Here is a 19,900-nt window from a genome sequence, read left to right on the forward strand (position 1 = left end):
AAAACTAACTATATACCATGATTACAATGACCCGAAACATATACAGACAACTGCTGCAGTTAAAGCAGGAAGGAAAAAAAGCCTTTGCTGTACTGATCGATCCGGATGACATCAGTCCGGAGCAAGCCGCCATACTGGCTCAGAAATGTGCCGATGCCGGAGTCGATTATGTATTGTTTGGGGGTAGTATCATGGTATCCGATCATTGGAACGATTGCATCCGCAGCTTTAAATCAGTATCCGACATTCCGGTGATCTTATTTCCGGGCAGTCCGGCGCAGGTTTGCAAGAGCGCAGATGCATTGCTCTATTTATCATTGATATCAGGTCGTAACCCGGATCTGCTGATCGGTCAGCATGTGATTTCTGCACCTGCTATCAAAGCCAGTGGCCTGGAAGTAATGGCTACGGGCTATATGGTTATTGATGGTGGTGTACCTACAGCAGTATCTTATATGAGCCATTCAGCGCCGCTGCCACACAACAAACCAGAACTGGCATTGTGTACGGCCTGGGCCGGAGAGATGCAGGGCAAACAGCTCATCTATATGGATGCCGGTAGTGGTGCCAAATATCCGATCTCACAGGAAATGATTAAGAAGGTAAGCGATAATATTGCGATCCCTTTGATTATCGGTGGGGGTATCCGCGATGTGGAAGGGCTGCAAAAGGCATTAGATGCCGGGGCACAGGTAGTGGTAGTCGGAAATGCGATTGAAAAAAATCCTGACCTGATTGCGCAAATGAGCCAGGCCACCAAACAATACAACCTGTAAATAATCCCACTATGGGTACTGTAGAACTGATCTCCGCAAATACTTTATTGTTCCGTGCCCATATCATAACCTATGGTGCAGCAGCAGATGCAGTATTGACAGAGCGCATCAGGACTGAGATAGAAGCGATGTGGAATGCTCCCGAAGGGAGAATACTGCATAACCTCAAGCCATTAAGACTTAATTTTTCTATTACAGCCGACTGGCAACCCGATCTGCAACCGGAAGATATAATGCAGAATACCAATCCGCTCAATAATTACTTCAGAATAGAAGAATTTGTAAACGGAAACATTTCCTTCGTGGATGCGCTGGGGTGTAATACTGGATTTTTCAAAAAAGACAACCTATACGAAGGCTCGACTACTGCCGCACATGAGTTCGGACATACCTTAGGACTGGCCCACCCCACTGACCTGGATTTTAGGGGGAAAGGCATTCCGGGTATTATGTATCCGAGAGGCACCCTGGTCGATCCTGCATTTCAGTACGATCCGTCTGTGCCTGCCGGACAAAACGGAGGTACGATGCATCCGATGTACCGCAAGGTAAGGGCAGAAGATGTAGCAATGTTACAGATCAGCAAACTGCAAAACGATTTCGTAATCGGTGCGCTGAGTAATGTATGGCATGATGATCATAGCCGTTTCGCATAAGATTACTCATTCAGATAAATACAATAAAGGGACTTCATCAATGAAGTCCCTTTATTAGTAAAAATATAGTTAGATCTGATCTTATTGTGCCACTGCTTTCTGTACAGCCAGTACTGTCTTTATATTCAGCTCTTGCCCCGAACGCATAATAGCAACAATATTATCAGCGGTAGCCAGTTTATCGGCATTGATAACAATAGTAGGCTCCTTATCCTGTGCAGCTGCAACAACTGATTGAATGGCAGTAGTCAGGGAATCGGCAGCAACAGGCTTTGTACCCACAAAGAATTGCTGATCGGCATTGATCGATACCACAACGGTTTGTTTTACCTTAGTATCAGTATTGGCTTTCGGATTGGCCAGCTTGATGACATTAGGATTAGCCAGTGTCGCGACGATCAGGAAGAAAAATAAAAGGATGAACAGTACATCGTTCAGTGCAGATGTATGTGCTTCCGGTTTATGTCTTAATGCTTTTCTGATATTCATTCTTCAAGAGATATTTTACCTGTCTTGCAAATGTAGGGAATCTGTTTTATAATATACTGTTATTCTAATACATAGCTTAATCTTACTGTAATGCGGGCTGTTTTCTCTTTACTGCGGGTATCAAAATTACCGCCATAGCTATCTTCCTCTATACTACCCTTTCCAGTAATCTGAAATACACCCATACTGGCATCTTTCAATTTGCCCAGATCACCATTGCCCGTTTTGACAATTTTCTGTGCACGTTCCCGCGCATCTTTCGTGGCATTCTCAATCAGGTTATGTTTCAGGCTGGGCAGATCAGAATAGGTATATTGAATGTCCTGTCCGTTAAACTCAATGCCTGAATTAATCAGTTCAGAAGTCTGATCCGATACCTGTTCGATTTTACGCATCAGTGCATCATTTTTCTGGCAGAAAAAGCTAATGGTTTGTGTAGCAGTATATCCGTCAAATACTTCTTCCGACTTGGTATCTCCATCTTTAGTCTCGGTGCTTACCGTCCGGAAGGTCTTTGCAATATTGGCGCCGCCAAAAGTGAATTCACTTTCTTTAAAGCCTTTGGAAATAAAAAACTGACGTACTTTCTCTTTATCCGCAAGAATGGTGTTGTATGCCTCTTTCGCATCCATAGATCTTGCGCTGAAACTTCCTTTCCAAAAAATCTCATCAGAAGTAAAATCTTTTGTACCCAGGCCTACAACATTGATCGCATCCTGGTTGGCATTGCGGTTACGTATGCCTTTGCCGACCACAAATGCAGTAATGATCATAGCCAGGCCCCATATGGCGGCATAGAGAAGAGATCTGTTCTTTTCCATAAGTATATAATTTTCTTAAAATTACAGTAAATTATATATCAATGCACTATGGTAAGAAATAAAAATGCAGATCCGGAGGATCTGCATTTTGTATCTTTTTAGATATTGATATGTTACATCGGAGACAGGTATTGTGCATAAGCATAACCTTCTTCACCGGCAGCCGTTCTGATCTTCCACCAGCTATCGTCTGTTTTTTCAACCAGGGTAACGACTTCGTTATGTGCCGCTTTTCCTACGATTTCACCTTCCGTGCTTGGCACACTTCTGATATTCAGGTTTGTGCTGTCCGTGGTTACTTTTAAAGAAGCGCCGGCATCGGCTTTGATGTCAATATTCATCATCAGGTCTCCGCTGGCCATATTCGGATCGATCTGACTGTACATATTCCATAAAGCATCATAATCTGCGGTTGAATTGGCCGTACCGCTTACATGCAGCGCTCCTCCTTGTTCTGCAACAGAAAGATTGGCTACACCCATATTTTTAGCTGCATCCAGCAATGATGCATATTTATCTTGCAATGACATAATATTTTGTTTTTTTACAGGTTTAAGATTATTTTTTATCCTTCAGCTGGCTTACATCAGATTTGACTTTGGCAGCAGCAAGCATTTGCATAATTTTCATTCTGTCCGCTTTGCTCACCTCACCGGTAAGTACGGCTTTATCAGCAGTAAAGGTTACGGTCACGCCTTTAATATCTTTAATGCCATCCATAACTTTTTGTTGCGTAGCAGCATCCAGTGTAGTGGTCACAGAAGCCGGAGGAGGAGGTGGCGGAGTTACTGCAATATTGTTTACCACAGATTTTACACCGGATTTTTTATCCAGATTTTTTACTGCAGCCTCAGCACTGGCTTTGTCTGCATCATTATTTACGTTGCCGGAGAGCGTTACCACACCATCTTTAACCTCTACGGCTACACCAGGTGTTACCACAGCCTCAGCATTGGACTTAACCGTAGCATCAGGTACTTTAGAGGAGCATGATGGAGTCATTACAGCAATAGCACCTGTAATCATCAGTGCAGGAATAATGTTCTTGTAATTCATACGATTAGTTTTTTAATTTAGTGTTGGGTGAAGTTATAGTATTAAATATTAATAAATCAGGCCTTAACAGGAAAATCACAAAATCTTTACATGTATAGCTTTCATAATAAGAATATTTTGGCTGTAAATCATATTTGTATTACCTTTGCATCAGAAAAAGAGGACCTGGGGGCATGAGCCCCCATGTTTCGTTGAATAAAATAATGGATATCATAACCTTAGTTACCAACAAGATAGAAGAGCTGACTATTGATTCGGCCTTGTTTCTGGTAGAAGTAAAATTGAAACCCACCAATAACATTAAAGTTTATATGGATGGGGATAGCGGGGTAAATGTTGAAGCCTGTACCAAAATCAATAGAGCTTTGTACAAAATGATCGAAGAGTCCGGCATGTATCCTGAAGGAGATTTTTCTCTGGAAGTGTCCAGCCCGGGTGTAGATGAGCCCCTGAAATTTTTTAGACAATACACTAAAAATATTGGCCGTACGGTGGAGATTACACTGAACGATGATACCAAACATCTTGGTGTATTACAATCAGCTACAGAAGAAGCGGTAGTACTGGAAAAGCAGGTCGGTAAAAAGAAAGAAATTGTTGTTGAGACAATACCTTTTGATACGATCAAAGCAACAGTAGTACAGATTGTATTCTAAAACATTAATAAACCTTACAAAGCAAATTGCATTTGTTTTAAACAATATATTTTAAATCACAATGGCTAGTATTAACTTAATTGAATCGTTTCAGGACTTTAAAGAAGCAGAAGGGATAGATCGTTCTACCCTCATGAAAGTACTGGAAGACGTATTCAAAACGCTTTTGAGAAAAAAATACGGTTCGGATGATAACTTTGATGTAATCGTTAACGACCAGACCGGTGACCTGGAAATCTTCAGAAGAAGAACCGCAGTAGAAGATGGTTTTGAAGAAGATGATAATGCTGAGATCCAGATATCTGAAGCAAGACTGATCGACCCTGATTATTCAGTAGGTGAAGAAGTATATGAAGAGATTGATGTACTGGACTTCGGTCGCAGAGCTATTCTCGCAGCCAAGCAAACACTTGCTGCCCGTATCAGTGATTTAAAGAAAAACAGTATCCTGCAAAAATATGCAGAGCGCGTAGGTGAGATCATCAATGGTGAAGTATACCAGATCTGGAGAAAAGAACTGATGCTGCTGGATGAAGAAGGTAACGAATTATTATTGCCTAAGTCTGAGCAGATCGCTGGCGACTTTTTCCGTAAAGGAGAACCACTTCGTGCAGTAGTGAAGAAAGTAGAAATGCGCAGCAATGCACCGGTTATTATCCTGAGCAGAACACACTCTTCTTTCCTGGAAAAACTTCTGGAAATCGAAGTTCCTGAAATTCAGGATGGTCTGATCACGATCAAGAAAATAGTAAGAGAGCCAGGTGAGCGTGCAAAAGTAGCAGTAGAAAGCTATGATGACCGTATCGATCCGGTAGGTGCTTGTGTAGGTATGAAAGGTAGCCGTATTCACGGTATTGTAAGAGAACTGCGCAACGAAAATATCGACATCATTAACTATACAGCCAATACTTCCCTGCTGATCCAGCGTGCGCTGACTCCGGCAAAAGTAAACCGTATAGATCTGAATACAGAGAAAAACCATGCTGATGTGTACATGGATACCGATCAGGTATCTCTGGCTATTGGTAAGAAAGGGGTAAACATTAAACTGGCACAGCAACTGTCTGGCTTTAGCATTGATGTATACCGTGATGTAAAAGAGTCTGCAGAATTCGATATCGATCTGGACGAATTTACAGATGAGATCGAAGCATGGGTTATTGCAGAATTCAAAAAAGTGGGCTACGATACTGCATTAAGTATCCTGGAGCACTCTGTTGAAGAGCTGACTCGCCGTACCGATCTGGAAGAAGAAACGGTTAAAGACGTACGCCGCATCCTTGAGGCTGAATTTGAAGATGATGGTACCGCCGAGTAAGCTGAACAATACGCAATGTGTGTTAACTTTTAGCAACATTGTATGGAAACATAAAAATTAATATCGAATTTTGGCTTTCAATCGTGCCAACATTTGATATATGCATTATAAAATGATTAATATCGATAATCACACGGTTGAAAGCGAATTATAAGAATGTCCGAAACATCAAATACACCCAGACTACTGGCCGCGGCCAAAGAGTTTAACATTGGTAAAGAAACCCTCGTGGATTTTCTGACAAAAAGAGGCTTTGAAGTAGATTCCAAGCCCAGTGCTAAGCTCTCCGAAGACATGTACAGTGCCTTGCAGGGCGAGTTTGCCAAAGATAAAGCGGCTAAGCGCAAGAGCGATGCCATTGCTTTACCTAAGGGATCTTTATTGGAAAATCTGAACAAGCCAAAGGATGAACTTGATCTTAACGCAAAAGACAAGAAAGATCCTAAGGCTAAAGTTGTGATTGCAGCACTGCCTTCTGATAAACCAGAAGCACCGGAAACGCCTAAAGCAGAAGAAAAACCTGCTGTAGAGGAAACTCCGAAACCTGCTCCGGCTCCTGAACCTGCCCCTGTAGCAGAAACGCCTAAACCGGAAGTGGCTCCTGTAGTGGAAGCTCCTAAGCCTGCTCCTACTCCTGCTCCACAACCGAAAGCGGAAGAAGCTCCGGCACCAGCACCTGTTGCTCCTGTAGCAGAAGAAGCTCCTAAACCGGCTCCGGCAGAAAAAGCTGAAGAAGAGGCACAACACATCGACACAAAATCTCCGAAACTTTCCGGACCTAAAGTATTAGATAAAATAGACCTTGAGGCAATGAACCTGGCTACCCGTCCTAAAAAAGGTGCGGTAACCAAGAAAAAAGAAGAGCCTCAAAAGGTAGAAGAGCCAAAACCAGCAGCACCGGTACAGGAAGCATCTGCTCCTAAGCCAGCTCCGGTAAAAGAGGAACAACCTGCTCCGGCACCTGCTGCTCCTGTAGCGGAAACGCCTAAACCGCAAGCTGCTCCTGCTGCAGAAGCTCCTAAACCAGCAGCTCCTGCAATACCGCCGGCTCCTGCCAAACCAGAGCATATCGAAATGAATGCACCGAGACTGGCCGGACCGAAAATCTTAGGTAAAATTGAACTGCCGGTTAAAAACGATAACAGCAGAGATAGCAGAGAAAAACGTAAGAGAAAACGTATTCCTGTAGATAAGAAACCGGAAACAGGCGGAAATAATAATAACAACAATACTAACACCGGACAAGGTGGTGGAAACCGACCTCATGGTGGTGGAAACCAGCAAGGCGGAAACCGACCACAAGGTAGTGGCGGTGGCTATCAGGGCAATCGCCCGGGTGGCGGTGGCGGCTACCAGGGCAATCGTCCGGGTGGTAACCAGGGTGGACCAAACAACAGAAATAATAACAACAATAACAATAACAGAGGCAACGACAGAAGAGGACCTCATGCCGGTCGTAACAACCAGGCACAGCAACAACCTCAGGAAGTCGATGCTAAAGCAATCCAGGATAAAATCAGGGAAACACAGGCCAAACTCGCAGGTGGTGGCGGTAAAGGTAAAAACCTTAAAGCCAAATATCGCCGTAATAAACGTGAGGAAATGGCTGAGAAACGTGCAGCTGCAGAAGCGGAGAGCGATAACAACGTAATACAGGTTACAGAGTTTATCTCTGTAAGCGAATTGGCTAACCTGCTTGATGTAAGCTTTACTGAAGTAATCAGCAAGTGTATGAGCCTGGGTATTATGGTGTCTATCAACCAACGTCTGGATGCAGAGGTAATTGAACTGGTAGCAAACGAATTTGACAGAGAAGTAGAATTCATCAACCTGCAACAGGATGCTGATGAAGAAGAAGTTGAAGACGATCTGGTTGAAGATACTGAAGAGCGTGCGCCGGTGGTAACCATCATGGGTCACGTTGACCATGGTAAAACTTCATTATTGGATTACATCCGTAATGCAAGCGTGGTAGCCGGTGAGGCCGGAGGTATTACTCAGCACATTGGTGCATACCAGGTGAAAACAGGTTCCGGTAAGAAAATTACTTTCCTGGATACTCCGGGTCACGAAGCGTTCACCGCGATGCGTGCTCGTGGTGCCAAAGCTGCGGATGTAGCGGTTATCGTAGTAGCAGCGGATGATGCAATCATGCCTCAGACCCGTGAAGCGATCTCCCATGCTCAGGCAGCAGGCTTACCTATGGTATTTGCCATCAACAAAATAGATAAAGACGGAGCTAATCCTGAAAAAATTAAAGAACAACTTTCTGCCATGAATATCCTGGTAGAAGACTGGGGTGGTAAGTTCCAGAGCCAGGAGATTTCTGCTAAGAAAGGTATCGGTATCGAAGACCTGCTGGAGAAAATCCTTCTGGAATCTGAATTACTGGAACTGAAATCTAATTCAGAAAAAGTAGGTACCGGTTCTATTATCGAAGCCTCACTGGATAAAGGTCGTGGTTATGTATCAACTATGCTGGTACAGAACGGTACCCTGAATATGGGAGACATGATCGTATCCGGTCAGTACTTTGGTAAAGTAAAAGCAATGTTCAATGAAAGAGGACAGCGCGTTAAAGAAGCTGGTCCTTCTACACCGGTACAGGTACTGGGTCTGAATGGTGCACCACAAGCCGGTGAGAAATTCAGAGTGTATAACGATGAAGCTGAGGCGAAAGAAATCGCTAACCGTCGTGCACAGATCCTGAGAGAACAAGGTATTCGTACCCGTAAACATATTACCCTGGATGAGATCGGACGTCGTCTGGCTCTGGGTAACTTTAAAGAACTGAATGTAATCATCAAAGGTGACTTCGATGGTTCTGTAGAGGCATTGAGTGACTCATTACAAAAACTGTCTACAGAAGAAGTAGTGGTAAGTATCGTACACAAAGCTGTCGGTCAGATTACCGAGTCAGACGTATTGCTGGCTTCTGCATCAGATGCCATTATCCTTGGCTTCCAGGTGCGTCCTTCTTCTCAGGCTTCCAAGCTTGCTGATCAGGAAAACATTGAGATCCGCTACTACTCTATCATCTACGATGCAATCGATGAGATCAAGAGCGCCATGGAAGGTATGCTTGAGCCTACAATCGAGAAGAAAATCGTGGGTAATATCGAAGTTCGTGAAGTGTTTAAAATCAGCGGCGTAGGTACCATCGCAGGTTGTTATGTGTTAGACGGTAAGTTTAGCCGTAATACGAAGATCAACATTATCCGTGACGGTATAGTAGTACACCATGGAGAACTGGCATCTCTGAAACGTTTCAAAGACGATGTGAAAGAGGTAAATGCAGGTTACGAATGTGGTTTGAGTGTGAAAAACTACAACGATCTGAGAGTCAGCGATATTATCGAAGGCTACGAAGAAGTAGAAGTAAAACGTACCCTTAACTAAGAGCGTACTATACATAAAAGAAAGGTCCGGCAATATTGCCGGACCTTTCTTTTATGTATAAAATCAACGTTCCTGGATTATGGTTGTGTTTCCATAACCGTTTTTAATTTATCTAATCCTGTAGCCAGATCAGCACCAATCATTTTATCGAAATCCATAAACAGCATCGTGATGTTCGTAGGGTAAGCCATACTTCCCTCAAAACCCCATGTCACTTTGGTTTGTGCAGGACTCGCAGCTTCTGTGATCATATATGCATGTTCTGTAGATTCGAATGGTTTAATAAAACGCAGCTCATAATCGATACGGGAGCCCTCCGTTATTTTCTTGATTTCCTGTGCTCCCTTGCCTACATCCTCATCTTTACTGTCCCAAGCAGAAATGAACCCGACAGTAGCATCAGTACCGGTATAGGTTTTAATCATATTAGGATCCATAGTAGCCCATTTGCTGTAATTATTCTGATTCTTGAGGTACTTTATATAATTAAAAACCTCAGCCTGTGGCTTATTGATGATGACTGCCCTCTTTACAGAATAGTCTTTTCTGACAAACAATGCCACGATGAGCGGGATCGCAATAATAATGAGTAACGCAATCAGGATTTTCTTAAGTACTTTCATATTTTTTGTTTTTAGGTGGAAAATATAGCTTAAATATAATGATTGCATTACATGTTTTATAATTTTCAAATCATATATTTCTATGGTGATAACTAATGCCCTGATCCTGAATTCATTTATTTTTCAGGTACTCCAATATACCTGCAAAAACAACAAACAGCTGATTGTCGCATACATACCGGTAGTTAAACCCCGGTACTTCGGTTAAAACTCAGTATTTTTACAACCTGAAATATTAAAGCACATTTCGCTCAAATGAAAATAGACATACATACCCATATAATGCCGGATAAGATTCCAAACTGGTTTGAAAAATTCGGCTACGGAGACTTTATTACATTGCAGCATCATAAGCCTTGTTGTGCCAAAATGATCAAGGGAGACACATTCTTCAGAGAAGTAGAACACAACTGTTGGGATGCTACAGTGCGCATGAAGGAAATGGATGATACTGAAGTTACAGTACAGGTGTTGTCTACTATTCCGGTATTATTTAACTACTGGGCCAATCCTAAGCATGGACTGGAAACCTCCCGCTTCTTTAATGATCATATTGCGTCTGTAGTAGAGCAGCATCCTGACCGCTTTGTAGGGCTGGGTACATTGCCTTTGCAGAACATAGATCTGGCCATTAAAGAGATGGAACGTTGTATTGTAGAATTGAAAATGCCGGGTATAGAAATAGGTTCTAATATTAACGGGCGTAACCTGAGTGACCCATACTTTAATCCGTTCTGGGAAGCCGCAGAAAAATTGGGTGCCAGCATATTTGTGCATCCATGGGAGATGATGGGCGAAAATGATATGCAACGCTACTGGCTGCCCTGGCTGGTTGGGATGCCGGCAGAGACCTCAAGAGCAATCTGCAGTATGATATTCGGAGGTGTTTTCGAACGCTATCCATATCTTAAAGTGGCATTTGCACACGGAGGTGGAAGCTTCCCGGCTACAATAGGCCGTATCGAGCATGGCTTCAATGTGCGCCCCGATCTGTGTGCGATTGACAATCCGCACAACCCGCGTAACTATATCGGTAAGTTCTGGATCGATGCCCTGGTACATGATGAAAAAGCACTTGACTTTATAGTAGATGTAATGGGTGGAGATAAGATCTGTATGGGTAGCGATTACCCTTTCCCGCTGGGAGAGCATCATCCGGGCAAGTTGATAGAAACCCATATTAAAGATCAGCACCTGAGAGAACAACTCCTGGCCAAAAATGCTATGGACTGGTTAGGTGTATACCGCTTTTAAGAAAAACGAAAAGATTAAATGAAAAAGATATTGAGAATAGGTACCCGCGATAGCCAGCTCGCACTGTGGCAGGCCAATACTGTAAAGGATTTGCTGGCAGCTGCAGGTATGGAAGCAGAACTGGTACCCGTTAAAAGTGAAGGAGACCTTGACCTGGTTACCCCTTTATATGCAATGGGTGTGGAAGGTGTATTCACCAAAACACTTGATGCCTACTTACTGAGTGATAAGATTGATATTGCGGTACATTCTATGAAAGATGTGCCTACACAGCTGGCACAGGGAATTGTACAGGCCGCAGTACTGCCGCGTGCCTCTTATAAAGATATACTGGTGTTCCGCTCCGGTAAGGAAAAACAGGAACAATATGATAAAATAGGTACCGGATCTATACGCAGAAAGGCTATGCTGCTGCACCGTTATCCGGCCTGCATCGTAGATAACCTCAGGGGAAATGTACAGACTCGTTTGCAAAAACTGCAGGATAGCGACTGGGATGGGGCCATATTTGCAGAGGCAGGTCTCAGCCGTATGAACTTACTTCCGGATACTTATGAAGTATTGGACTGGATGTTGCCGGCACCCGCGCAGGGCGCTATTATGATCGTCTGCAGAAGTGGAGAAGAAGACACCTTCAATGCTTGCCATAAATTAGATAATGAAGCGACAGCTATCTGTACCCGTATAGAGCGTGATTTTCTGAAGACGCTTATGGGAGGCTGCTCTACCCCGATCAGTGCCCTGGCACAGATTGATGGCGATCAGATCCTTTTCGAAGGAAATATCTGTAGCCCGGATGGTAAAGAACTGCTGGAAACCAGCAAAACGTTTGCTATTCATGAATGGCAGACAGCAGGTGCAAATGCCGCACAGGACCTATTAGCCAAAGGTGCCGGTCGTATTGTGGAAGCGATAAGAAATAAATAAAATAATCAGTACAACATACGGAAAGAGGTGCAGGATAACTGCACCTCTTTCCGTATGTTAAAGGCATAGCTTTTACAAAACTTTAGGGCATGTGACGCATTATGAATAAGTTGATTTGATTAACTTTAGTGTACAAACAATTATTGTTCACCATTAAAACTACCCGTTATGCCAGATAGTCTTATTGCCGGTATGCAGTACGCACTGCAAACCAATATCGAGAAAATTGATGTGAACGATCCTGATTTACATCAGACCATTCATCCCGGAAAAGCAGAAGCATTGGCACAGGCGGCTATCCCTTCTGTTCTGATTGGAGCGCTCATTCATTTAGCCAAACAAAAAGAACCTTCAGCACATATCCCGGATATGGATACCGTATTTGCACAAAAATCTTCAAATGTCGTAGAGGCTATTGCCAATTACGCGCATACTACTAAAGAAGAGGCCGGAGCATATATTTCAAGAGCTATTGCAGTATTAAACCAGATGGCAACAGATGACCATCGCGGAGAGGGAGTAGCCCTGATGCGTGCATTGGAAAACCAGCAGAGCGATATCCTTAAATACCTGCCCTCCGATCTCAATATTGGTTCCACCCTGGGTATAGACCTTATTGATGACCGTACACATAAAATGGAAGGGCCATTATCTTCTATTGCCAACTACTTTTTTAATGAACATATACACAACAAAAAATCAGATGAAGCGTTGAATAATGAGGATGGAAGTATAGAAGGTGCAGCAGATAAATTGTAATACTAGAGATCAATAATCTGTATTCCTTCAAAATGAGGTCCCGCAAGCATTTCGATAGATTCGGACTGTGTATGCGTCATGAAAATCTGGGCAATGTCCAGTTGATTCAATAATGAGAAGAAGCGTGATAAGCGCTCCTGGTCAAGCTTTTCAAAAATATCATCCAATAAAATCAATGGAGATTTTCCTAATTGGCGCAACCATTCCAGTTGCGCCAATTTCATGCCGATGAGTAATGATTTTTTCTGACCCTGAGAGGCATGCGTTTTGCAGGGATTGCCGTCCAGCAGAATCTGCCAGTCTTCGGTATGTGGCCCTGCTGTGGTTCTGCGTGCTTCAATATCTCTTCTGCGATTATATACCAGTAATTCCTTAAGCTGCTCCGGTTGAGTCGTAGAAGGCTTGTAAGCTATTCCTATGTTTTCACTATGTAATGCAATAGATTCGTAGAACCGGCAGACCATCTCCGGCAGGTGTGCCGACAACTCCTGCCTTTTGGTGATGAGGTAGCTACCGTGCTGGGCTAACTGTGTATCATATACCTCAAGAAGGTCTGTATTTATTTGAAAAGCCGGAGTCTGCTTCAGGTACGCGTTGCGCTGCATCAGTATTTTCTGATAAGACAGCAGCGATTCCAGGTACTGGCTATCGGCTTGTGCCAGCAGACCATCAATGAACTTACGCCGTACATCACTGGCGCCATTGATAAGCTCTATGTCGTCAGGAGCAATCATCAGGGCCGTATGCTTGCCGATATAATCCGTAACCCGTTCAACCAATATTCCCTTTTCCGTAATCTTCTTTTTACCCTCTTTCCAGACAATACAGGTAGCCTCGCGAGCATCATCAGTATCGGCAAAGTGGCCTTCAATACGAAAACCCTCCCTGCCTTGCTGCACATTATTAATCTCCTTTGACTGGAAGTAACTTTTTGTAAAGCACAGGTAGTAAATGGCATCCAGGAGATTGGTCTTGCCAATGCCGTTTTTTCCGGTAATACCAATCACTTTTGCGTCGAAAGAGAACGACTGCAAATCATAATTTCTGAACTGGGTCAGGCTTATGGATGATAGAAAACTCACGGATTAAAGCGGAATGTTACGTAAAGTGCAAATTTGCATAAATTGATACACTAACTCAATATTTTTAACTATTTTCGCAAAAATAAAATTGAATCAGGTGCAAACACAATTCGATAAACAACAGTATTTAGAGTGGTACGAAAGTATGCTGTTACAGCGTAAATTCGAAGAGAAAGCAGGACAGCTTTACGGAATGCAAAAGATCCGTGGGTTCTGTCACTTATATATCGGTCAGGAAGCCGTATCAGCAGGTATTATGTCTGCACTGAGACCGGATGATAACCTGATCACTGCTTACCGTGACCACGGTCTGGCACTGGCAAAAGGAATGACTGCCAACGAATGTATGGCTGAATTATATGGTAAAGCAACCGGTTGTACCGGTGGTAAAGGCGGTTCAATGCACTTCTTCTCTAAGGAAAAGAGATTTTTCGGAGGTCATGGTATCGTAGGTGGACAGATTGGTCTGGGTGCCGGTATCGCATTTGCCGATTATTACAACGAGAACGATCGCGTTACTGTATGTCTGTTTGGTGATGGTGCTGCCCGCCAGGGTATTCTGCACGAAACCTATAACATGGCTATGTTATGGAACCTGCCGGTTATCTTCATTTGCGAAAATAACTTCTACGCGATGGGAACATCTGTAGAGCGTACATCCAAAGTACTGGATATCTCTAAAATGGCAGATTCTTTCGATATGCCTTCTGAAACTGTTGATGGTATGGATCCTGAAGCGGTACATATGGCAATGGAGAAAGCGGTAACACGTGCACGTGAAAAAGGCGGCCCTACTTTCCTTGAGATCCGTACTTACCGTTATCGTGGACACTCTATGAGTGACCCTGCGAAATACCGTACTAAAGAAGAAGAGGCAAAATATAAAGAACAGGATCCGATCCAGTTCGTGCTGAAAAGAATCGAGGACAAGAAGTTTGCTACAGAAGAAGAAATCGAAGCCATCAATGAAAAGGTGAAGAAAGAAGTTGATGAGTGCGTGAAATTTGCAGAAGAAAGCCCTTGGCCGGATATCAGCGAATTATACAATCATATCTATGTACAGGAAGACTATCCATTTATTAAGGATTAATAAATGCATTAATAGAATTAAAAGCCTCTCAGGAACTATCCGGGGAGGCCTTTTTTATGTGTAAACATTTGCCAGTACTGTATTTGAGCTATTATCACACTTATGTAAATTAGCAATCCTATAACATATAAATTTAGCAAACATTTATATGCAAATACGCGGTCTATTCAGTACTTTTGCCCTTTACAGAGAGTAAGATAGTATGAAAAGATATTCTCCTTTTATTATTGGATGTGCTTTCCTGGGTTTGAGCTCTTGTAGCAACAGCCCTAAAGTAGATTCATTTAATGTACAAGGGACAATTAAGGATATGCCTAAAACAATGGTGTATCTGGAAGAAATAGGACTGAATAATGAATTAAAAATTACCGATTCTGCAGAAAGCGGTTCTAATGGCGGTTTCAAGCTTTCTTGTACCAAGGATAAAGAACAAAAGATGTACCGTGTGAAAATGGGCACTAAGTTTATCCTGGTACTGAATGATGAACCTACTGTAAAGCTGAAAGCAGACTGGGATAATATTGAACAATATTCAGTGGCGGGATCTCCCGGGTCTTCCAGCCTTAAAAAACTGGTGAATCAGATGTATGCTTATGACAAAATGTTCGAAGCATTACATATGTCTGTAGATAGTATCAATGCTTCTCCTAAGCATGACAGCCTGCTGACTGTTGCACAAAGTGAATACGACAATCGTATGAACGAGATGCGCAGCTATATGAAGCAGTATGCCGATACCACCAAGTTCCTGCCGGTAGCAGTATTGGCTGCACTGCGTGTTGAGGATCTGCTTAATGATCAGACCTTCCTTGATAAGTTCACTAGTTCACTGGATAAACGATTTGGTAATCAAACGCTCGTTGCAGACTTTAAAAAACTCATCAATAGTTTTGGAGGCAGCACTAAAGTTAAAAGCAGTAGTGTAAAACTGCATACCCCGGCGCCGGAGTTCAACATTAAAGACTTCAACGGTCAATCAGTAACATTGAGCAAGTATAAAGGAAAGTATGTGCTCATAGACTTCTGGGCATCCTGGTGTCCTCCATGCCGTGAAGAGAACCCTAATGTAGTTGCTGTGTATAATACATTCAAAGACAAAAATTTCGACATCCTGGGGATCTCCTTAGATGATGATAAAGACAAGTGGAAGAATGCAATCAAAGAAGACCAGATTACCTGGACACAGACAAGTGAACTGAAAGGGTGGAAGTCTTCAATTGTAGATTTGTATGGTATTGAATCAATCCCTTCCAATGTGCTTATAGATCCTAGCGGAAACGTAATCGGCATTAACCTTATGGGAGATGAGCTGAAGGCAAGACTTGAAGAATTGCTGAAATAGAACATAAATAACCGTATATAAAAAGAATCGCCGCAATCTATGATTGCGGCGATTCTTTTTATATGTACTACTTTCTTTAGATAGCCCATTTCACATAGGTAGCACCCCATGTAAAACCACCACCAAAAGCAGCTAAGATAATATTATCACCTTTATTCAGTTGGCTTTCATACTCCCACAGACACAATGGTAGTGTACCGTTAGTTGTATTACCGTAACGCATAATGTTCAGCATTACCCTGTCTTCCGGAACATTCATACGGCTCGCAGTTGCATCGATAATACGTTTATTGGCCTGGTGTGGTACCAGCCATGCCACGTCCTCGCCTGACAGGTTGTTACGGTCCATGATCTGTGCAGCAACGTCAGCCATATTAGTTACTGCAAATTTAAATACCGTCTGACCTTCCTGATATACGAAGTGTTCTTTATTGGCAACAGTTTCCATAGTAGCAGGTCTTCTTGAACCACCAGCTTTCTGGTGCAGATGTACCCAGCCATTACCATCACTTTTCAGGATTGAGTCGATGATACCATTACCCGAATCATCAGCCTCCAGCAATACTGCGCCGGCACCGTCACCGAAGATAATGCAGGTAGCGCGATCTTCATAGTTCATGATAGAACTCATTTTATCACCACCTACTACGATTACTTTCTTACATCTGCCGTTTTCGATGAATTGTGCACCGGTATTTAAGGCATACATAAAACCACTACAGGCAGCATTAACATCAAAGCCAAAGGAATTGGTCAGACCGCAACCAGCCGCAATCAGGTTAGCTGTAGCCGGAAACTGCATATCCGGGGTAGTAGTAGCACAGATAATCAGATCAATCTCCGTTGGATCAAGATTCTTCTTTTCCAGTATTTGCTTTACCGCTTTAATACCCATTTCAGAAGTACCCATATCTGCACCTTTCAGAATGCGTCTTTCCAGGATACCCGTACGGCTACGGATCCATTCATCAGTAGTATCGATCATTGTTTCCAACTCCTGGTTCGTCAGCACATAATCCGGAACATATCCTCCTACTGCAGTAATGGCAGCGTGTGTTTTACTCATTTATAATAATATTAAAAAATAGCGAATTAATTATTTTACATGGTCATACCACCACATACATTAATGGTCTGGCCAGTAATATAGCCACCCATATCAGAAGCCAGGAACAAAGCCGTGTTGGCAATTTCTTCTGGTTTCGCAAAGCGGGTCAGCGGTATTTTCGCCAGCCATTTATCTGCTCCTTCACCACCCTCTTTCAGGTAGTGGGTCATATCGGTTTCTACAAAACCTGGAGCGATAGCATTGCAACGAATGTTGCGGCTACCCAGCTCAGCAGCGATAGACTTGGTAAATCCGATAATACCGGCTTTAGAAGCAGCATAAGCACTCTGTCCGGCATTACCCTGTACGCCAACTACAGAACTCATATTGATGATGCTGCCTGAACGGGCTTTCATCATCGGGCGTATTACTTGTTTGGTCAGATTAAATACAGATTTAAGGTTAGCCTGCATCACTTCGTCCCATTGATCTTCAGTTACACGCAGTAACAGGTTATCGCGGGAGATGCCTGCATTATTTACACAAATATCTATGTTACCGAAATCTTTAACTACTTGGTTTACCAATTGTTCAGCTTCTGCAAACTGTGCGGCATCACTTTTATAAGATTTTACCTGTACTCCCAGAGCAGCAACCTTTAACTCAATTGCTTTTGCTCTTTCTTCAGAAGACAGATATGTAAACGCAATGTTCGCTCCTTGTTCGGCAAATTTCAGTACAATGGCTTCACCAATGCCTCTGCTGCCGCCGGTGATCAATGCGGTTTTACCTTCTAATAGTTTCATTAGCAGTAATTTTGTAGATTTTTTTGATCAATAATTCTTAAACATTTCTGCTTTTTGTCAAAAGCGAACGCTAAGGTACATCATATTCCTATTATTCAAATAAAAAAGCACAAAATTATGATGTTCCGGGGCGCTTGAGGAGCCTTTAAAACCTTGTCTGGAACACATATAGACAATTTCTATTATTTTTTTATTGTTTAGTGTAATATATAAATTATGTCTATGATCGGAACATTATTTTTATCAAATAGTTTTGGTTTTAGGAAAAGAATTTAAGTAAATTTGTTTAACCTAAATGATACGATATGTTTGACGATGACTGGAATGATGATGACGATTTTGCCGGAAGTATAGAGGAGCTGTTGAAAGAATACGAATCTATAAAAAAAGGTGAAAGTGTCAGATTCTGGAACGAGCAGGAATTTGAATTGGTCATAGACTATTTCTATCAAAATAACCAGGAGGCTGAGGCACTGATTGCTTGCGAGATTGCCCTGGTCCACCACCCTTTCTCTTCAGAATTTTATATACTTAAAGCAGAACTGCTTTTTCAATCACAGAAATACCGGCAGGCAATCAGCGTGCTGGATGAGCTGGAGGCAAAAGACCAGCCTATATTAGAGGCCGTAATCCTGCGTTCTGATATCCTGGTCGCACAACTTAAATATGATCAGGCGGCCATGTTCCTGGAGCAGATGTCATTACAGTTTTCCGGAAAGGAAAAAATTGAGATCATGCTTGAGCTGGCGGAAGTCTATGATGAATGTGAGCAACTGGACGCTGTGTTTGATATCCTCAAGGCTATTTTGCAGATCGATCCTTCAAATGACGAGGCTCTGCATAAAATATGCTACTGGGCAGACTTTGCCGAAAAGCAGGAGGAAAGTATTGCCCTGCATCAGAAGTTGATTGACGATGCTCCTTATAATGCGCTGGCCTGGTTTAACCTGGGCTCGGCATATCAGGGACTTAAACTTTATGAAAAAGCTATTGATGCATACGAATATTGTGTAGCTATAGATGATAAGTTTGAATTTGCTTATCGTAATATGGCTGATGCATATATGCGCCTGAAGTGGTATGATAAGGCTATCGAGTCTCTCGAGAAAAACCTGGAGCTGGGTAAGCCCGAAGACGTCATTTTTGAGGCTATCGGACACTGTTTTGAAAAGAAGAAAAACTATCCCAAAGCCAGGCACTATTACCTGGAGGCTACCCGTCTTAATCCGACGGACGATGGTATATACTTCAAAATAGGACAGACCTATGCCCTGGAGCAGCAATGGGAAAAAGCCCTGAAGCAATTCGCGAAAGCCTATGAACTGAATAAAGAAAACGTTACCTATTGCCTGGCTTTAGGAAATTGTTTACTGGCGCTGAATGAAGGTGTAGAAGCCATTTCATGCTTCCTTACTGCAGTAAAATTAAAAACCAATTTTAAGAAAAGCTGGTTAGCCTTGATTCGTTGTTTATACCTGTTCGGTTTCTATGAAGAAGCATTGGAGCAGCTAATTGAGTCCCGCAATTTCTGTGAGCAATCTGCAGATTTCCTTTACTATCACTCTGTGATTCTGTTTGCACAAGGCAAAACCAAAGATGCCATGTTGAAACTGGAAGATGCTTTGGAAGAAGCACCACGCAAGCTGAAAATTGTAGAAGAACTGAACGCTGATATTATGCACCGTAAGGCAGTTATAGACCTGGTGGCTAAGTATAAAAAATCTGGTAAATAGATTTCGCTTATATCGAATCTGATTACAAAAGCCGTTACAACAATGTAACGGCTTTTGTAATATCT

Annotated in this window: 19 protein-coding genes; 11 read left to right on the forward strand and 8 right to left on the reverse strand. The window is 42.6% G+C overall.

The features are described from left to right. The first annotated feature begins 26 nt into the window (after nucleotides 1–26). Together EMP01_RS04780 and EMP01_RS04785 are read left to right on the forward strand one after the other, a co-directional pair. A complete protein-coding gene (locus EMP01_RS04780; RefSeq protein WP_129020330.1) occupies nucleotides 27–776 on the forward strand; it encodes a geranylgeranylglyceryl/heptaprenylglyceryl phosphate synthase in 750 nt (249 codons plus the stop codon). Between the two features lie 11 nt (nucleotides 777–787). Next, nucleotides 788–1,432 carry a peptidase M10 gene (locus EMP01_RS04785; protein ID WP_129020331.1) on the forward strand — a complete coding sequence of 215 codons (645 nt, stop codon included), beginning with the start codon at nucleotides 788–790 and terminating at the stop codon, nucleotides 1,430–1,432. An 81-nt stretch (nucleotides 1,433–1,513) separates the two neighbouring features. On the opposite strand, the gene EMP01_RS04790 is transcribed toward EMP01_RS04785, so the two are convergent. From EMP01_RS04790 to EMP01_RS04805, 4 genes are all read right to left on the reverse strand, one after another. Next, nucleotides 1,514–1,921 (reverse strand): ExbD/TolR family protein, encoded by a 408-nt coding sequence (locus EMP01_RS04790; RefSeq protein ID WP_129020332.1) that lies wholly within the window; start codon nucleotides 1,919–1,921, stop codon nucleotides 1,514–1,516. Between the two features lie 59 nt (nucleotides 1,922–1,980). Further along, nucleotides 1,981–2,742, reverse strand: a complete 762-nt coding sequence (locus tag EMP01_RS04795) for an SIMPL domain-containing protein (RefSeq protein ID WP_129020333.1) — start codon at nucleotides 2,740–2,742, stop codon at nucleotides 1,981–1,983. Nucleotides 2,743–2,855: 113 nt separating this feature from the next. Next, nucleotides 2,856–3,272: an SH3 domain-containing protein gene (locus EMP01_RS04800; protein ID WP_129020334.1), complete on the reverse strand. Its 417-nt coding sequence runs from the start codon at nucleotides 3,270–3,272 to the stop codon at nucleotides 2,856–2,858. 28 nt (nucleotides 3,273–3,300) lie between these two features. Then, the gene (locus tag EMP01_RS04805) at nucleotides 3,301–3,798 is read right to left on the reverse strand and encodes a BON domain-containing protein (RefSeq protein ID WP_129020335.1); all 498 of its coding nucleotides are present in this window, start codon (nucleotides 3,796–3,798) and stop codon (nucleotides 3,301–3,303) included. 203 nt (nucleotides 3,799–4,001) lie between these two features. Between EMP01_RS04805 and EMP01_RS04810 the strand changes: the two genes are divergently transcribed. The 3 genes from EMP01_RS04810 to infB all read left to right on the forward strand — a co-directional run bounded on the left by EMP01_RS04810 (nucleotide 4,002) and on the right by infB (nucleotide 9,171). After that, complete coding sequence (locus tag EMP01_RS04810; RefSeq protein ID WP_129020336.1) at nucleotides 4,002–4,454, forward strand: LSm family protein; 453 nt, start codon at nucleotides 4,002–4,004, stop codon at nucleotides 4,452–4,454. 61 nt (nucleotides 4,455–4,515) lie between these two features. Next, nucleotides 4,516–5,772 carry a transcription termination factor NusA gene (nusA, locus tag EMP01_RS04815; RefSeq protein WP_129020337.1) on the forward strand — a complete coding sequence of 419 codons (1,257 nt, stop codon included), beginning with the start codon at nucleotides 4,516–4,518 and terminating at the stop codon, nucleotides 5,770–5,772. A gap of 156 nt (nucleotides 5,773–5,928) precedes the next feature. Continuing rightward, complete coding sequence (infB, locus tag EMP01_RS15760) at nucleotides 5,929–9,171, forward strand: translation initiation factor IF-2 (RefSeq protein WP_129020338.1); 3,243 nt, start codon at nucleotides 5,929–5,931, stop codon at nucleotides 9,169–9,171. Between the two features lie 77 nt (nucleotides 9,172–9,248). Here the strand turns inward: infB and EMP01_RS04825 are convergent, their stop codons facing one another. Beyond that, a complete protein-coding gene (locus tag EMP01_RS04825) occupies nucleotides 9,249–9,794 on the reverse strand; it encodes an SRPBCC family protein (RefSeq protein ID WP_129020339.1) in 546 nt (181 codons plus the stop codon). Between the two features lie 255 nt (nucleotides 9,795–10,049). Here EMP01_RS04825 and EMP01_RS04830 point away from each other — a divergent pair, with 255 nt between their 5' ends. From EMP01_RS04830 to EMP01_RS04840, 3 genes are all read left to right on the forward strand, one after another. Then, the gene (locus EMP01_RS04830) at nucleotides 10,050–11,048 is read left to right on the forward strand and encodes an amidohydrolase family protein (RefSeq protein ID WP_129020340.1); all 999 of its coding nucleotides are present in this window, start codon (nucleotides 10,050–10,052) and stop codon (nucleotides 11,046–11,048) included. 18 nt (nucleotides 11,049–11,066) lie between these two features. After that, on the forward strand, nucleotides 11,067–11,975 hold the full coding sequence (gene hemC, locus EMP01_RS04835; protein ID WP_129020341.1) for a hydroxymethylbilane synthase: 909 nt from the start codon (nucleotides 11,067–11,069) through the stop codon (nucleotides 11,973–11,975). Between the two features lie 168 nt (nucleotides 11,976–12,143). Beyond that, a complete protein-coding gene (locus tag EMP01_RS04840; protein WP_129020342.1) occupies nucleotides 12,144–12,734 on the forward strand; it encodes a hypothetical protein in 591 nt (196 codons plus the stop codon). Between the two features lie 2 nt (nucleotides 12,735–12,736). On the opposite strand, the gene recF is transcribed toward EMP01_RS04840, so the two are convergent. After that, on the reverse strand, nucleotides 12,737–13,816 hold the full coding sequence (gene recF, locus EMP01_RS04845; protein ID WP_129020343.1) for a DNA replication/repair protein RecF: 1,080 nt from the start codon (nucleotides 13,814–13,816) through the stop codon (nucleotides 12,737–12,739). Nucleotides 13,817–13,913: 97 nt separating this feature from the next. On the opposite strand from recF, the gene pdhA reads away from it, so the two are divergent. Beyond that, a complete protein-coding gene (gene pdhA / locus EMP01_RS04850) occupies nucleotides 13,914–14,906 on the forward strand; it encodes a pyruvate dehydrogenase (acetyl-transferring) E1 component subunit alpha (protein ID WP_129020344.1) in 993 nt (330 codons plus the stop codon). A gap of 202 nt (nucleotides 14,907–15,108) precedes the next feature. Continuing rightward, on the forward strand, nucleotides 15,109–16,248 hold the full coding sequence (locus EMP01_RS04855; protein ID WP_129020345.1) for a TlpA disulfide reductase family protein: 1,140 nt from the start codon (nucleotides 15,109–15,111) through the stop codon (nucleotides 16,246–16,248). 76 nt (nucleotides 16,249–16,324) lie between these two features. Here the strand turns inward: EMP01_RS04855 and EMP01_RS04860 are convergent, their stop codons facing one another. Then, nucleotides 16,325–17,314 carry a beta-ketoacyl-ACP synthase III gene (locus EMP01_RS04860; protein ID WP_129020346.1) on the reverse strand — a complete coding sequence of 330 codons (990 nt, stop codon included), beginning with the start codon at nucleotides 17,312–17,314 and terminating at the stop codon, nucleotides 16,325–16,327. Between the two features lie 35 nt (nucleotides 17,315–17,349). Further along, nucleotides 17,350–18,102 (reverse strand): 3-oxoacyl-[acyl-carrier-protein] reductase, encoded by a 753-nt coding sequence (gene fabG, locus EMP01_RS04865; protein ID WP_129020347.1) that lies wholly within the window; start codon nucleotides 18,100–18,102, stop codon nucleotides 17,350–17,352. Between the two features lie 305 nt (nucleotides 18,103–18,407). Here fabG and EMP01_RS04870 point away from each other — a divergent pair, with 305 nt between their 5' ends. Continuing rightward, entirely contained in the window at nucleotides 18,408–19,835 is a 1,428-nt protein-coding gene (locus EMP01_RS04870) for a tetratricopeptide repeat protein (protein WP_129020348.1), read from the forward strand. The last annotated feature ends 65 nt before the right edge of the window (nucleotides 19,836–19,900 follow it).

The organism is Edaphocola flava (assembly GCF_004118155.1).
Classification (GTDB): Bacteria; Bacteroidota; Bacteroidia; order Chitinophagales; family Chitinophagaceae; genus Edaphocola; species Edaphocola flava.